This window comes from Geotalea toluenoxydans JCM 15764 (assembly GCF_001311985.1).
Lineage (GTDB): Bacteria > Desulfobacterota > Desulfuromonadia > Geobacterales > Geobacteraceae > Geotalea > Geotalea toluenoxydans.
Window position 1 is genome coordinate 16,310 of record NZ_BBCJ01000013.1, and the last position, 13,399, is coordinate 29,708.

Genomic DNA, 13,399 nt, shown 5'->3' on the forward strand with positions numbered 1-13,399 from the left:
ATAACGGGCTCGACCGGTGATAGGGTGCCGCTTTGTGAATTATGCGGGCTATTCTTATTTCAACTCCCGAATGCTTCCAGGAGTTGACTCACTTTTGCTCGTATCCTTGGTCGGTGTTGGCGAGAGGAGATATTTTTCACCACCAATTTGCATACTGGGCCAAGAACCAGGGGGGCCTGCGGGTCAGGTTTGACATTTGAAGTTGCGAGAATGTTTAAATGTCTAACATGACCCCTATGCTTTTCTCAGAATGCCGCTGGATACGCAGAAAAACGCCCCTGTCCTGGTGTCCACATACAGTTCACGCCGGCCCATTGCCTTCCGCGTTTCCCTGTCCGAGTCGCTGATTTTTGAACCACTCTTGTCAACCCCGCAGTTCCAGCAAATATCCAAACCGTCAGCAATTTCCTCTCTACAGGCAGGGCATGTCCACACTCTGGCGCCTCCGTATACAGCTGCTCTTGATATATTGAACGAAGCTAGAGGGTCAACCTACACATTTTACTTTGTCAATTGTGTAGGTCTGGCCCTTTAGTTCTGCCTAAGCCTTGTTAGCCATGTCTCCAGAATCTTCTCTCGGGATTCATTTGCAAGTCGTTGTATGCGTTGTTCAATGTGACCTCGATCTTTAACCTATCATGTCCCGCGTAGACCGTTCGTAACCATGCTGGCCGGGCTAAGGCATCTAGTGCCAGCACAAACAAATAGAGAATGAAATTTGGCTTTAAGGTGGGCTCCAAGAATACCGCTCCTTCACCGACCTTCTTCTGATCATTTCTTGTGAAAGCGACCTGAGAGATTGCCCAAGGTTGGCCATGAACCACTGATGACGTGAGCCTGTAGTGCGCCTTTCCCCCGAACCAATATCCGGTCAGATCAGTCGCCGACGGTACGGCAACTCGTTCGAGGCCGTGCTCCCTCTCCTTTTGATCGAGATAGGAAAGTCTACTCTGGAAGCCTCCATCATCAGTTTCTGGATTTCCATTTATGATTTTTCTCTGTCCCTCCAAGGAGTTACGTCTGAGGGCAAAACTCCTACATAAGCGCGTGGTGGTGATTAATTGCGGTTCTAAAAGCCAGCAACATGTTGAAGACACCTCTATACCTGAGCGGACGAGTGAAAATGGAGCAATGCTCTGGATGGGAGTACTCATGATTCTTGTCGTGGCAACAACATGGTCAATTACGGATTCGTACATAAGGGCTGCTTGCCCGAGGATTCCTGTTATCGGTTCAGTATCGTTGACGTTCTCAGCTTCAATGGCGGCTGGGGACCCGGCCGCAAACCCATTGCCATAACCACTCATGACCTCGCGAATTTCACCAGCGAGTGCAAGTAGGCGTATTCGTGAATTTTCGACATCGATTGTCTTCATGTTTGTTCTCTGGATAACGGGGCTGAGGCACCACCTGCTTGATCGGTGTTGCCGATGGTTAGGCATTGCTATTTGGGTGGAAATCTGGAAATCTGGAGACATATTACGGATTATTTCCCCTTTTTCGGTCTCCCCGGCCGCTGTGGACGTGGTCCCTGCCCGTCAACAGTTGAACTTTTTCAGCAAAATCGTCGTTACCAACAGGTCTGCCCGTCCTCGTAGATAACCTCAGTCTGTTCGTTTCTTCTTCATCCTCAGCAGACAGAAGTTCTTCCCAATCTGATACCGTCCCAAGGATGGTTCTGTCATTAACCAATAGATCTGTCTCTACTAGGCCAAGGTGAAATCGTGCACTTGACCACTGTACGCTCCAGGATGGGTTACCATCTTTGCCTTCACTGGATTTCGCTCTACATAACGTGCTGCCGCTAAGAGATGCTTGTCATCAAGCCCGCAGGATCCGAACCGGCCTTGGAACAGGTAACAGCGAACCCCTTCTTGGAAGTTACGCATCCTAGTGTACCGTCGATGGGCCTCACCAAAAGCTTGGCAAGGGAAAACGTATCAGAGGGGATAGCTATGAAATGCACATGGTTCGTCATGAGGCACCAGGAAAGGAACTGCACGCCGAAGCGCCTCGCCTCCTCCGCAAGAAACTGCAGATAGGCCAGACGTGAATCATCATCGGAGAATATGTCCATTGACATGACTCCGCGCTGTGTTACCTGGTGAGGGAACCCTGGAACTATGAGGCGAGACATCCTTGGCATAGGCGGAGCTTATTAAATGGGTTTTACAGAGTCAAGTAAAAGCTTGCCAACATTCCGGTAGCGAGGTGAAAACCTTATTATGTCCCGTATTATGTCCCCAGATTTCCCCATGGGTGATTTTATTACAAGTCATGGCTGAGCAGGTTTTTCAGGCCGCCGCATATCAAGCCGCGTCTCTGAAGGTAGGATAAGGCTGTATCAGGACTTCTGCCGGTATACCGAGCCCCTTGTGAATATTTCGGATCATTTCCATGGTTAGCGGGCGTTTGCGGTTAAGTACTTCCGATACACGCGCACGGCTGCCGATATATGGTTCGAGGTCGCGGCGTGTCAACCCCCGGCTTTCCATGTGGTACATAATTGCCTCGATCGGATCAGGCCTGGGGATAGCAAAGCGCCTTTCTTCATAGGCTTCCACAAGGGTTGTCAAAACCTCCAGCCGATCTCCTTCCGGTGTGTCGGGAGCGGAATCGAACAGAAGCTCGATCTCTTTGAGTGTGACCTCATAATCAGCTTCGCTTTTTATCGGTTTGATTTCCATATTATTTCTCCGTTCAAATTGTTGCCGCGTCAGTCCTGTCATATTCCCGATGAGTGCCTACGAAACGGATGTACAGTATGCCGTGCGCGTACTGGACTACCACGATAAGGCGGTAGTCGTTTCCCTTGATGTTGAATACAACCCGGTTATTTGCCAAAAAACTAGCGTTTCGGTAGACATTCTTAATATCCGCCGGTGAACGCCATTCGGCGTGCTTGGCATCGTCATACCAAGCCTGTAGCGGTTGCCGTGCGTCCGGATGCCGGTCCCAGAATTCTCTCAGGGTTTTTCGGGAGATAATGCGCATGAGTGGATTATACCCTGCTCCCATTTAGGAGCAAGCGTAATTTATTTTACCCATGGGACAGGCGCGGCGGCATTGACATCGTCCGGTTTACGGCCAGACTTAAAGCAAGTGACAGCGGCAAAGGAGGTCTGCGATGCGTCTATGTCTCTTGCTGGTGCTGGCGATGTGGCTCTCCGGTTGTGCCGGGGTCTTCAGTGATGAGTCTTTGAACAAGGTGCAGTGGGATGTGCTTTACCGTGCTGCGGGTGGAGCCGGAGCAGTACCAGGGACGATATTTTCTGCTTGGCGGGGCGATTGTAGCGGTGCGGAATGGTGAGCAGGGGGGGGAGCTGGAGGTGGCGCAGCTTTCAACCGACGACGATGGCCACATCAAGGACAATCCCACCTCGGGAGGGCGCTTCCTTGCCAGGAGCGGCGATTTTCTCGATCCGGCCATCTTTCGGCGGGGGATGCTGGTGAGCCTGGTGGGTCCGGTGGCGGGGAAGGAAGTCAGGGAACTGGCGGGGCGGGACTATGCCTATCCGGTGCTGGAGATTCGGGAAATCCACCTCTGGCGTCCGGAGGAACGAAGCCGCGAGCCGCGCTTTCATTTCGGCTTTGGCATCGGTACCTTCATCCATTAGGGAAGGTCATGGCCTTTTTCAACTTGTGCAGCAGGTCGTAGGTGATTCCCCAGAGCTGCCGTTCCTGGGGTCCGGGGATAGAGACTGCCGGAAAGCTCTTCATGCGCCCCTTGAAGAGGAACCTGATCCGGGCACGGCCGGCCGGGTCATCCATATCCTTGAGGGGAAACCAGAAGGCCTCGGCTACCTCATGGGGGTCCGGGTGCAGTACCGGCTCATCCCGAAGCGTAAACGAAGCAGGATACGACGATATTCAAGCCGCTCGGGGCGATGTCTTTGAGGCGACCCAGGTAGCGGGCGGCGGACAGGTCCAGGCCGAGCTCTTCCCGTGTTTCCCGCTGGGCGGTGTTCATGGGGCCGTTGTCGGCGCTTTCCGTTCTCCCCCCCGGCAGGCCGATCTGGCCTGACCAGTAGTCGTTTTCGTTGACCGATCGCTGGATGAGCAGGACGCTCAGACCGTCGGGCCGCTCGCGCAGGATCATGGACACTGCGGCATGGGCGCGGTCGCCGGGCTTCCCTGTCCGGGGGCGATGGCGGCCGAGCACGCGCTGAATCTGCTCGAACGAGTCCATGCTGTCTGTCCTCAGCCCTTGATGACGCTCCGGTCGTGGTGAAATGGTTTGTATCTTCATTGTATAACTCTTTGCTTTCATGGCTATGTCCAAAAAAAGGCCGGACCGGCAATGCGCCGGTCCGGCCTTGTCATGCCGCATGTTTTACTGCCCTATTTTGCGCAGCTCCCGTCGCAGAAGGGGGCGTTGGCGGTCTTGCCGCAGTTGCAGAGGTATACCTGCTGCTTCTCCTTAACCTCGAAGGATTTGGGGGTGCAGTCGGTTCCCTGGTGGGCGCCGTCACAGAAGGGGGTGGCGGCTTTTCCGCAGGTGCAGCGGTAGTAGGTGCCCGGTTCCAGTTCAAGTACGAGGGGTCCTTTTGCTTGGGTCATGGTAGTGTTCTCCTTTGGTATTTTCCAACAACCTGTTGTGTCTAATTACTTACTTCTTAATCAGCTCAATTTCGAGAATGATGGCCACTTCTTCACCAACGGCTACCCCACCGGTTTCAAGCCCTGCATTCCAGACCAGACCGAAATCCTTGCGGTTGATGGTGGTGGTGGCGGTGGTGCCGCGACGGAGGTTGCCCCAGGGGTCTTTGCTCTCTTTGGTGATGGGGTCGACGGTGAGAACGACCGGACGGGTAACGCCGTGGAGGGTCAGGTTGCCGGTAACTTTAAGATTTTTCCCAGCTTTAGCCACCTTTTTGGAAACAAAGGTCATGGTCGGATATTTGGCCACATCGAAGAAATCGGCGCTGCGCAGGTGCTCGTCGCGCTTTGCGGCATTGGTGTTGATGGATGCGGTTTCGATGGTGACGTCAACCTTGGACTTGGTGATGTCCTTGTCGTCCAGTTCAAGGACGCCGGCTACCTTCTCAAAGCTCCCCTTGACATTGGAGACCATCAGGTGGCGTACTTTGAATCCCATGTTGGAATGGTCGGCGTCGATCTTCCAGCTGGAAGCCGAGGCGATTGCCGGCAGGGACAGGGCGATAATTGCTGCGATGGATGTGATAATGCGTTTCATGGTTGTTTCTCCTTTTGTTGTTGTGTTGATAATAAATGGTTTAATATTGAACTTATTGCCTAAAAAAATTTCCTGCCTTGTTCTTATGGGTACTGTCGGTGTGCTCCTCCTTCGTATCTTTTTCGGGGGTGATACAGCATTGATTGATTTGAAATCATATCGTTTGAACTTAAACTATATTTTTCTGAAACAACTGTCAACGATTTTTTTCAGCATGGCAAAAAAATTCTTCCGGTTCATCTGAACATTGCCTGGGAAGGCAGCGTGGCATCGTGAGTAAGCGACGAGCTACAGCGGCGAGCGGACACCCGCCGCATGTTGAAGTAGAGGATATATCACTCCAATCACCGCGCAATTACGCGGACGGCACCGCAAGGTCCACAGCTGTGGCGACAGAGCGAATGGACCATGTCGCGGCTGCCTTGTATTTCAACGGGAATGCCTGAAGAACAAAAAAACGCAACGGCGATGGATAAACCGTTGGCGTGGAGAATGATTTGCGGCAGGTGGTTGAAGAAGCTAAATGGAATATTCAGTGGCCATGGCCGCATGTTTATGCACCAGGTGAAATTCTTCGAAAAGTTCACGGCGCACGGTGGCGAAATCGTCCGAGGTACGGTCCCGGGGATGGGCGAGGGGAACATTGAGCACCTTCTGCACCCGTCCCGGGCCGGAAGCCATCAGGACGACCCGCTGGCCGAGTGCTATGGCTTCATCCAGGTCGTGGGTGACAAAGACGACGGTCGAGCGGGTTTCCTCCCAGATGCGCAGCAGTTCGTCCTGCAGATGCAGGCGGGTGAAGGCATCCAGGGCGGCGAACGGCTCGTCCATAAAAAGGATGCTCGGCTCCACGGCAAGGGCCCGGGCGATGGCCACCCGCTGCTTCATGCCCCCAGAAAGTTCGTGGGGGTGCTTTTCGGCAGCATGGGCGAGTCCGACCAGTTCCAATGCGGCCAGCGCCCTTGGTTGGGCCTTGGCGGCGGAGATTCCGCGGGCCTGCAGGCCGAAGAGGACGTTGCCGAGGACCGAGCGCCAGGGATACAGGCCGTAGTCCTGGAAGATCATGATGTGGTCCGGATCGGGGCCGCTGACCGGTTTGCCGTCTATGGTCACCAGGCCGCTCGAAGGGCGCTCAAAACCCGCCATGAGGTTGATGAGCGTTGTCTTGCCGCAGCCGCTGGGGCCGACCAGGCAGACGAATTCGCCGGCGCTATCTGCAAATCCACCTGGGTAAGAGCAGTCTGCATGTCTCCACGGGCAGAGCGGAAGCGTTTTTCCACCCCCTCCAGAACAATCTTCGCAGTGTTTGCAGCAGCATTCATTGGCTTACCCCCCAGCGCCGGCCGATAATCCGCTCCAGCGATTTCATTCCCCTGTAGATTGCCAGACCGAGCAGGCCGACCAGCAGCATGCCGGCCATGATCTGGTCGGTACGAAGGAAGTTGCGGGCATCGACGATCATGAAGCCGAGCCCCGACTGGCGCCCAGCATTTCCCCTGCCACCAGATGGATCCAGCCTGTTCCCACCGCTATGTGCAATCCAACCATGATCCCCGGAAACGCTGCCGGACGATGACCCGTAGAAAGGTCATGCCTGCCGGTGCGCCGAAGTTGCCGGCCACTTTGAGATAAACCGGTGGAACGGCCCGTACTGCACTGATAGTCGCAAGCAGCACCGGATAAAAAGATGCCAGGAAAATGATGAAAACCGCAGGTGCATTGCCGATACCGAACCAGAGGACTGCAAGGGGAAACCAGGCAATGGGGGAAATGGGGCGGAGCACCTGGATAAGCGGGTCAATGGCTTTGTGGCAGCGGATGAAACGGCCAAGGAAAAGCCCCAGGGGAATCCCTGCCAGTACTGCCAGCAGATAGGCGGCCCCGAAGCGGGCCAGGCTGATGCCCATGTGGCTCCAGAGGGTGCCCATGTCTGCAAGCTCAACAATGGAGCGCACCACATCGCTCGGGGCGGGGAACTGTTCAGGTGGGTAGCGGCGGGCGGTCACCTGCCAGAGCAGGGTGAAGGCGATCAGTGAAGTCAATGGCAGTGCCAGTCGGGCCAATTTGCTGATGAAACCATTCATACGTTTCTTTCGTTCCTTTCACTTCCGTAACAGTATCTAGTTTCCATCCGGAAACTCCGGATGAGAAACTAGTGGTTTCCGATTCGGAAAGAGGGGATTTTTTGTTCTGGCAAGGAAATCAAGGGCTTGCGCGGAGACGTACATCGGTACGTCGCACAAGTAAGCCCGCAGATTGACGCCGCCAGGGCAGAAAAGAACCCTTTCCGGATGGAAACTAGCTAACTTTTCTTGGCAAAACGGTCATCCAGGTATCCGGCCACATCGACTTTGTTTTTGGCAATACCGAACTTGATCATGTAGTCCTGGGTGGCGGCAAAATCAGCCCTTGCCGGCGTCAGGTTCAGGAAACTCAGCCGGTCGCGGGGGGAGGTGAGGACCTTTTCTATCAGTTCGGGACGTTGACCGAGGATTCTGGTGGATGCCTTGGCGGCTCCGGCCGGATTGGACTCGATGAAGGCAGCCGTGCGGGTGAAGCCGGTAACCAGCTCCTGCACCGCCTCGGGATGGGAGTTGATCACCGTTTCCCGCAGATTGAGGACGCAGCAGATGTGATTGGGCCAGATATCCTTGGAAAGGGTCAGGATCTTTCCGACCTTCCGGGCCTCGGCCTGGGCGCGAACGGTTCGGCGACGATGTAGCCGTGGATGCGGCCGGTGGCCAGGGCGTTGAGCATTTCCGGTGGGGCCATGTCGATTATTTTCAGGTCCCTGGCAGGATCCATGCGTTTTTCGGTCAACGCCTTGCGCAGCAGGATGTTATGGGTGGAGAAGGGGCTCGGAACGGCGATGATTTTACCCTTCAGGTCTTCGATCCGGTTGATGCCGATGTTGTTCCTGACGGTAATCGCACTGCCGTTGCGGTGTCCCAGGAGCACGGCCTTAATGGGTACCCCCTTCTGGCGCAGGGTGAGGGCGATGGGGGTGAGGAGGAACGCGCCGTCGATAGCGCCACTTTTCAGTGCCTCGGCAATTTCGGGCCAGGAAGAGAACTTGACCGGTTTGATGCCGACGGTTCTGAACTGTTCCCGCTCGGCGGCAATCATCAGCAGGTGGTCCGACAGGGGAAGGTAGCCAATCTTGAGGGTGACCTTGCTGCCGGCAAATACGCTGCCGATCAGTCCGGGGGCGGCGGTTGCCGCCAAGGCAAGGCCGGATGCCTTGAGAAATTGACGTCTATTCATGGTGGTGATCCTCCGTGTCGTTATGGGTATGGGGATGCCCGTGGAGATGGGCATGGCTATGTTCCTGTTGCCTCTGCAGCGCCGACAGACGGGTTGTGGCGGGTTCACTCCCCTTGTCCCAGCCGAGGGCGGCCCTTCTTTCGTCAAAGTCGGCAATGATCCGCCTTGCCAGTGCGACAGGGTCTTGATCGACCACCATAACCGCCCCGAGCAGTTCCCGGGTATCCTCGTAAATGAAGCGGGCGACTTTTTCCGAGCCATCCACCGGCGGGGCAATGCAGTGATAGGAGTTAAGGCCCAGCAGTCGGAAACCGAGGGCGGCCCCCAGTCCCTTTTCGTTGGACCACTCCGGGCTGGAAAAGGCCAGCGGCAGACGCTTGAGTGGTTCATTGGCAGCATTGGATATGGTGCGGAAAAAACCGAGGCGCGGGCATTGTCCAGGCATTCCCCCATGTGCCAGACCGGCGGCAAATGGTGAGGCGTCAGGGCGGCGTTCAGGCCCGGCCCGGCTCCGGACAACCCCGCGGGGAGGCAAAAGCCGAGCTTCAGCAGGGCATAGGCAGCACAGCCATTGGTCAGGGCCAGGACGTCATGGGCTATCAATTCGTCGGCAACCTTGACCACCGCCTCTTCATAGACCACCTTGGGGTTGTTGCACCCCACCAGATTGACCACCCCCCTGATCCTCCCGCTCTTCAGGTGCTCCAGGAGAGTGTCGGCGCCGCCAAAGGTAGCGAGGATATTTTCCACCGAAAAACCCACCTCCGCCTCCATGCGGGCAGCAGGGATGAAAACCTTGCCGCTTTGCCGCCCACCATAGGCCTGGATGCCGAGCCGGACGATTCTCTCGGCCAGGGTGTCGGCCTCACCCAGGTTGCTGTGGTGGTGATCGAAGGCAATATGTTCGGCGCCGGGCAAGCGGGTCGAATCGCTGGTGGTAACGACCCGGGTGTGAAAACATGCAGCCACGTCCATGATGCCGGGAAAGACATCCTGAACATCAGCCACCCACAGATCGATGGCGCCCGTTGCCAGCGCCAGTTCCGCCCCCACGGCGTTGGTCAGTGGTGTAATATCGCCGAACTTGGCCAGGGCCGAATGCCCCGAGCAGCAGATGCCATAGAGGCGGATAGTGGCGGCTCCCGCTTGTCGGCGGCTGCAATCAGGTCGCTGCGCCGGGCGGCTTTGACGATAGCCGCCACCAGTACCGGTGAGTGCCCATGGACAGCTATGTTGACTGTGTCTTCACTGATGGCACCCAGATTGGTGCTGATTTTGCTCCGCTTGGGGAGGCCATAGAGGCAGTCCATGGCGATGGCCGACCCGACGACGCTGCTCCAGGCAAAGGCCAGGCCGCAGCGCAGCATCTGGCGGGTGACATTCTCCCACTCGCCGTCGGTGCCGGTGGTGGTGCGGTGCAGTGCCTCGAAGACTTCGTGGTAGGCTCCCACTGGCAGGATGTCCAGCTCCCGCCAGACCTGCAATCGTTCCGGCGGAGCCATGGCCTCAAGGGTCCGGTGGGGCCCGGGAAGGGTGCGGCAGAGATCGTCCAGCAGTATCATGGCGATTTCCGCGGCCAGTTCTTTGATTGTTTTCCCTTCTTCGAAAATGCCGAAGGCTTGGCAGTGGCAATCACCTTGTCCGGGCCGAGAATGGGCAGGTCCAGAGCACCATCCGCTGCACCCTTGAGGGCCAGCATCACTTCGCGGCCGCGTGCACCATGGGCAGCCACCCCTGCCGCGGTCCAACGCAGGATGTTGCGGGCGACGATCAGGTGGGCGTCGGCGCCGCAGACGCCACGCGGACTCTTGGCGGTGATGCGGCATGGGCCATGTGGCAGTTCTTGCAGCAGGTACCCGAGAGGCCGAAGCCGCAGTGGGGCTTCTGGGTGTCAAAGCGATCGAAGGGAGTTTCAATGCCGATTTTTCCCATGTGTTGCAGCATTTCCCTGACTGCCCGGTCAGGGGTCCGTTCGATTACATCGGCCTTGGTGGGAAAACCTTGCCTGCGGGACATGGTATTAGCTCCTTATAAGATAATATATTAATACGATTAGTTTAGTAGTTTAATTAGATAGCAAACTATACTAAACCGGTCAACAAAAAATTAATGGTAAACATACTGCTTCACTGGGCAAGACTTTTCGGGCCGTGGGGGTGAGTTTTCCGGTCAGGGCGCTGCTGCCGAAGAATCATCGATGAAGGCGGTGACATCTTTGGTCAGCCGGGACAGTGCAGCCAGGTCGAGATACATCATGTGACCCCCCCGGTAGCGGCGAATGGTGAGGTTGTTCCGCAGAGCCGGTGTCAGTCCCAGATGGTTGAGGGTATATTCGGTGGAGAAATGAGGTGTTGCCAGATCGAAGCAGCCCATGGCCACGAACAGCTTCATATAAGGATTCTTGGCCATTGCCTCCCGTAGGTCCTCGCTGGTGTCGGCATAGCCGTTTTTTGCTTCCCAGTCCCATCTGCCGATGCCTCCGCCAAGAATGAAATACTCCATGTCCGACCGGAAGCCGATCTCGTTGCGGATATAATCGTTGAACAGGGTCGTATAGGGGGGGCGGATGGTGGCCACGGTGGGGTCAAAGCCGTGGGGGGAGGAGGGATCCACATTTGACGCCAGGAAGCGGCTGTCCATGGTGCCGGTCACCAGCTGCCGGTCACGGAGGAGCTCCCTGACGAAAGTTCTGCTGTCGATGCGCAGGTTGCGCCCTTCAATAAAGGCCGGGCTCAGGCCGGTGAACTGGGAGAGCTTGCCGGCGATTGCCTTTCGTTCGTCCGGCGAGAGCCGGTCTCCCTTGGCCAGGGCAGTAAGATATTCGTTTTCGGCCCAGGCTTCTGCCTCTTGCAGGATTTTATCCGGATCGGCAGCCTGGGTAGCGAGTTTGCCATGGTACCAGGCGGTGGCGGTGTAACTGGGGAGGTAGAGGGCATAGGGGAGATCGTTGCCGGGATCGAAGGAGACGGTCTGCATGTTCATGATGGCGGAAATGAGGATGGTGCCGTTCATGGCGATGCCGTGTTCAAGGAGGTAATCGGCCAGGCCGGCGGCGCGGAAGGCCCCGTAGCTTTCTCCCACCAGAAACAGCGGTGAGTTCCACCGCCCGTAACGCCCCAGGTAAAGGCGGATGAATTTGCCCACTGCCTCGATATCCCCCTGGACGGAGCTGAACTTCTTGGCCAGATCAGGCTTGGCCGCCCGGCTGTAACCGGTGCCGACCGGATCGATGAAGACCAGGTCCGCCTGTTCGAGCCAGGTGTATTCGTTGTCGGTGAGCCGGTATGGGGGGGGAGGCATGGTGCCGTCGGGGAGCATCTGCACCCGCTTTGGGCCGATGGTTCCCAGGTGCAGCCATACCGAGGAGGAGCCAGGGCCGCCGTTGAAGACGAAAAGGAGTGGTCGGCGGTTTTCCGGCTGCCGGTTTTCCAGGGTGTAGGCGATGAAGAAGATCCGGGCCTCGGTTTCGCCGCTGTCGCTAATTACCGGCAGGTGGCCGGCGGTGACCTGGTAACTGAGTTCTTTTTTTCCTATCGAGAGCCGATGACTGCTGACCACAGGTTTTTCCTCAACCTGTTTCATCTCTCTTGGCGGTGCTTCAGCTGCCGCTGCAGGTTCCTGATGGGCACCTGCCGGGTAAGGGATGCTGATAAGCAGTGCTGCAACAAGAATGAAAAAACGAAACACAGGCCACCTCCAATGGAAATTGATTAAGTTTAGCCGATAATTCCCCCATTGCGAGCAAAAATTAAGAGCCATCCTGGTATCATTAATAGTATTTCCCGTTGACTGGAGGTAGCTACCGTTCGCCCATTGATTCGGTGAGGGTCTTGCGCAGCGGCTTCAGGAGGTAATCGAGCACGGTCCGATCCCCGGTGCGGATATCCACCTGGGCGGTCATGCCGGGGAGAATTTCCAGGGTCCTTCCGGTTGTGGTCTTCACCGGTTTGGCGCTGGTGGCAACATGCACCCGGTAATAGGTCAGCTCGCCGGTTTTTCCCTCTTCCTTGATGGTATCCGCACTCACATAGGAAACCGTCCCGTCCACGGAGCCGTACATGGTATAGTCAAAGGCGTCGAAGCGGATGGTGGCCTTGAGGTCAGGCTTCACCAGGGCAATATCTGAGGGCCTGATCTTCGCCTCCACGATCAGGACATCATCCAGCGGCACGATCTGTAGCAGTTCCTCCCCGGCACGCAGCACCCCCCCCTGGGTGGTGACCCGCACGTTCTTTACGATCCCCGACACCGGCGATCTCATGACACTGTCTGCCAGCTGCTGGGCGCGGGGAGTCCTTACCTGCTCGTTCTGGCCGATATCATCCTCGGTCTTGGCCAGTTCCGCCCTTGCATCCTGATAGTATTTGTTCTTGCGGTTTATCAGCTGCGCTTCGGCATCATTCAGGGCACGCTCCGCCTTGATGACCTCGGAGCGGCTCACGTCGCCGGTCTTTGCCAGCTCCGCCACCAGGCGCGCATCCTCTCTGGCCAGTCTGACCGCCACGCCCAGTGTGCGCAGTTCCTCGTCCAGGCTCTGACGCTTCTGGGTGAAAAGGGCCTTCTGGACATTCAGCAACTCGGGAAACCTTCTCAGGTTGGATGGAAAACCTATTTCCGATGCTCCGGCAACCTCTGCCCGCAGCCTGGCTGCTTGGCCATGCAGTGCGGCAAGCCGGGAATCAAGCTCCATGACCTGGGCGGCAAAGCGGGTCTGATCAAGTGCCGCAAGCACCTGCCCCTGCTTGACCGAATCCCCTTCCCGCACCTTCAGTGATTTAAGCACCCCCCCGTCGACCGCCTGAATCACCTGAACTCTGCTGGTGGCGATGACCGTACCGGCGCCCCGTGCACTCTGGTCGATCCGGTAGCGGGAAGACAGAAAACAGTGGCCGCCAGAGCGACGATGAGCACCCACAGGACCAGCGAATGGCCACCAAG

17 protein-coding genes and 3 pseudogenes are annotated in these 13,399 nt (G+C 56.7%); 1 reads left to right on the forward strand and 19 read right to left on the reverse strand.

Translation table 11 applies throughout. From position 1 onward, the window contains the following. Positions 1-551: 551 nt before the first annotated feature. From JCM15764_RS09915 to JCM15764_RS09930, 4 genes are all read right to left on the reverse strand, one after another. Positions 552-1,376, reverse strand: a complete 825-nt coding sequence (locus tag JCM15764_RS09915; RefSeq protein WP_054695220.1) for a hypothetical protein — start codon at positions 1,374-1,376, stop codon at positions 552-554. Positions 1,377-1,804: 428 nt separating this feature from the next. Further along, entirely contained in the window at positions 1,805-2,077 is a 273-nt protein-coding gene (locus JCM15764_RS09920; RefSeq protein ID WP_054695222.1) for a transposase, read from the reverse strand. Between the two features lie 232 nt (positions 2,078-2,309). Next, the gene (locus JCM15764_RS09925) at positions 2,310-2,687 is read right to left on the reverse strand and encodes a helix-turn-helix domain-containing protein (RefSeq protein ID WP_054695223.1); all 378 of its coding nucleotides are present in this window, start codon (positions 2,685-2,687) and stop codon (positions 2,310-2,312) included. Between the two features lie 13 nt (positions 2,688-2,700). Then, a complete protein-coding gene (locus JCM15764_RS09930) occupies positions 2,701-2,994 on the reverse strand; it encodes a type II toxin-antitoxin system HigB family toxin (RefSeq protein ID WP_054695226.1) in 294 nt (97 codons plus the stop codon). Between the two features lie 224 nt (positions 2,995-3,218). On the opposite strand from JCM15764_RS09930, the gene JCM15764_RS09935 reads away from it, so the two are divergent. After that, positions 3,219-3,617, forward strand: coding sequence for a Slp family lipoprotein (locus tag JCM15764_RS09935; RefSeq protein ID WP_054695229.1), 399 nt, complete (start codon positions 3,219-3,221; stop codon positions 3,615-3,617). Here JCM15764_RS09935 and JCM15764_RS22765 read toward each other — a convergent pair. The 15 genes and pseudogenes from JCM15764_RS22765 to JCM15764_RS09985 form a co-directional block, all read right to left on the reverse strand. After that, on the reverse strand, positions 3,607-3,771 hold the full coding sequence (locus JCM15764_RS22765) for a hypothetical protein (protein ID WP_243688705.1): 165 nt from the start codon (positions 3,769-3,771) through the stop codon (positions 3,607-3,609). The two genes, JCM15764_RS09935 and JCM15764_RS22765, sit on opposite strands and share 11 nt — an antisense overlap. A 61-nt stretch (positions 3,772-3,832) precedes the next feature. Then, positions 3,833-4,270 carry an NUDIX hydrolase gene (locus JCM15764_RS22770; protein WP_243688706.1) on the reverse strand — a complete coding sequence of 146 codons (438 nt, stop codon included), beginning with the start codon at positions 4,268-4,270 and terminating at the stop codon, positions 3,833-3,835. A gap of 71 nt (positions 4,271-4,341) precedes the next feature. Further along, the gene (locus JCM15764_RS09945) at positions 4,342-4,560 is read right to left on the reverse strand and encodes a CDGSH iron-sulfur domain-containing protein (RefSeq protein ID WP_054695232.1); all 219 of its coding nucleotides are present in this window, start codon (positions 4,558-4,560) and stop codon (positions 4,342-4,344) included. A 49-nt stretch (positions 4,561-4,609) separates the two neighbouring features. Then, the gene (locus tag JCM15764_RS09950) at positions 4,610-5,197 is read right to left on the reverse strand and encodes a YceI family protein (RefSeq protein ID WP_054695236.1); all 588 of its coding nucleotides are present in this window, start codon (positions 5,195-5,197) and stop codon (positions 4,610-4,612) included. A gap of 519 nt (positions 5,198-5,716) precedes the next feature. Further along, positions 5,717-6,388, reverse strand: a complete 672-nt coding sequence (locus JCM15764_RS09960; protein ID WP_439645278.1) for an ABC transporter ATP-binding protein — start codon at positions 6,386-6,388, stop codon at positions 5,717-5,719. Then, a complete protein-coding gene (locus JCM15764_RS29515) occupies positions 6,307-6,519 on the reverse strand; it encodes a hypothetical protein (protein ID WP_243688707.1) in 213 nt (70 codons plus the stop codon). The genes JCM15764_RS09960 and JCM15764_RS29515 overlap by 82 nt, the downstream gene beginning before the upstream one ends. Then, positions 6,516-6,659 carry a hypothetical protein gene (locus JCM15764_RS22780; protein WP_243688708.1) on the reverse strand — a complete coding sequence of 48 codons (144 nt, stop codon included), beginning with the start codon at positions 6,657-6,659 and terminating at the stop codon, positions 6,516-6,518. Before JCM15764_RS22780 ends, JCM15764_RS29515 begins: the two co-directional genes overlap by 4 nt. Positions 6,660-6,726: 67 nt before the next feature. Beyond that, a complete protein-coding gene (locus tag JCM15764_RS09965) occupies positions 6,727-7,281 on the reverse strand; it encodes an ABC transporter permease (RefSeq protein WP_243688709.1) in 555 nt (184 codons plus the stop codon). Between the two features lie 218 nt (positions 7,282-7,499). After that, a pseudogene (locus JCM15764_RS09970) lies at positions 7,500-8,515 on the reverse strand (ABC transporter substrate-binding protein). Further along, positions 8,454-8,906 (reverse strand): hypothetical protein, encoded by a 453-nt coding sequence (locus JCM15764_RS26440; RefSeq protein ID WP_279384360.1) that lies wholly within the window; start codon positions 8,904-8,906, stop codon positions 8,454-8,456. Before JCM15764_RS26440 ends, JCM15764_RS09970 begins: the two are co-directional and overlap by 62 nt. 32 nt (positions 8,907-8,938) lie before the next feature. Then, positions 8,939-9,592: pseudogene (locus tag JCM15764_RS26445) on the reverse strand (anaerobic carbon-monoxide dehydrogenase catalytic subunit); the annotation flags it as partial. Next, positions 9,523-10,337, reverse strand: a pseudogene (locus tag JCM15764_RS22790) (anaerobic carbon-monoxide dehydrogenase catalytic subunit). The pseudogenes JCM15764_RS26445 and JCM15764_RS22790, both read right to left, overlap by 70 nt. Then, complete coding sequence (locus JCM15764_RS22800; RefSeq protein ID WP_243688710.1) at positions 10,232-10,477, reverse strand: hypothetical protein; 246 nt, start codon at positions 10,475-10,477, stop codon at positions 10,232-10,234. The pseudogene JCM15764_RS22790 and the gene JCM15764_RS22800 overlap by 106 nt, the downstream one beginning before the upstream one ends. Before the next feature lie 153 nt (positions 10,478-10,630). Next, the gene (locus JCM15764_RS09980) at positions 10,631-12,148 is read right to left on the reverse strand and encodes a S10 family peptidase (RefSeq protein WP_243688711.1); all 1,518 of its coding nucleotides are present in this window, start codon (positions 12,146-12,148) and stop codon (positions 10,631-10,633) included. A gap of 112 nt (positions 12,149-12,260) precedes the next feature. Beyond that, entirely contained in the window at positions 12,261-13,376 is a 1,116-nt protein-coding gene (locus tag JCM15764_RS09985) for an HlyD family type I secretion periplasmic adaptor subunit (RefSeq protein ID WP_243688712.1), read from the reverse strand. Positions 13,377-13,399: the final 23 nt, after the last annotated feature.

Excerpts from the sequence above, each read along its gene's own strand:
- JCM15764_RS09950 (WP_054695236.1), bottom strand. The coding sequence starts at position 5,197 with ATGAAACGCATTATCACATCCATCGCAGCAATTATCGCCCTGTCCCTG.
- JCM15764_RS09915 (WP_054695220.1), bottom strand. The coding sequence starts at position 1,376 with ATGAAGACAATCGATGTCGAAAATTCACGAATACGCCTACTTGCACTC.
- JCM15764_RS09935 (WP_054695229.1), top strand. The coding sequence starts at position 3,219 with ATGTGCTTTACCGTGCTGCGGGTGGAGCCGGAGCAGTACCAGGGACGA.
- JCM15764_RS09925 (WP_054695223.1), bottom strand. The coding sequence starts at position 2,687 with ATGGAAATCAAACCGATAAAAAGCGAAGCTGATTATGAGGTCACACTC.
- JCM15764_RS09965 (WP_243688709.1), bottom strand. The coding sequence starts at position 7,281 with ATGAATGGTTTCATCAGCAAATTGGCCCGACTGGCACTGCCATTGACT.
- JCM15764_RS22780 (WP_243688708.1), bottom strand. The coding sequence starts at position 6,659 with ATGATCGTCGATGCCCGCAACTTCCTTCGTACCGACCAGATCATGGCC.
- JCM15764_RS09945 (WP_054695232.1), bottom strand. The coding sequence starts at position 4,560 with ATGACCCAAGCAAAAGGACCCCTCGTACTTGAACTGGAACCGGGCACC.
- JCM15764_RS26440 (WP_279384360.1), bottom strand. The coding sequence starts at position 8,906 with ATGCCTGGACAATGCCCGCGCCTCGGTTTTTTCCGCACCATATCCAAT.
- JCM15764_RS29515 (WP_243688707.1), bottom strand. The coding sequence starts at position 6,519 with ATGAATGCTGCTGCAAACACTGCGAAGATTGTTCTGGAGGGGGTGGAA.
- JCM15764_RS22770 (WP_243688706.1), bottom strand. The coding sequence starts at position 4,270 with ATGAAAGCAAAGAGTTATACAATGAAGATACAAACCATTTCACCACGA.
- JCM15764_RS09920 (WP_054695222.1), bottom strand. The coding sequence starts at position 2,077 with ATGGACATATTCTCCGATGATGATTCACGTCTGGCCTATCTGCAGTTT.
- JCM15764_RS22800 (WP_243688710.1), bottom strand. The coding sequence starts at position 10,477 with ATGTCCCGCAGGCAAGGTTTTCCCACCAAGGCCGATGTAATCGAACGG.
- JCM15764_RS22765 (WP_243688705.1), bottom strand. The coding sequence starts at position 3,771 with ATGGATGACCCGGCCGGCCGTGCCCGGATCAGGTTCCTCTTCAAGGGG.
- JCM15764_RS09930 (WP_054695226.1), bottom strand. The coding sequence starts at position 2,994 with ATGCGCATTATCTCCCGAAAAACCCTGAGAGAATTCTGGGACCGGCAT.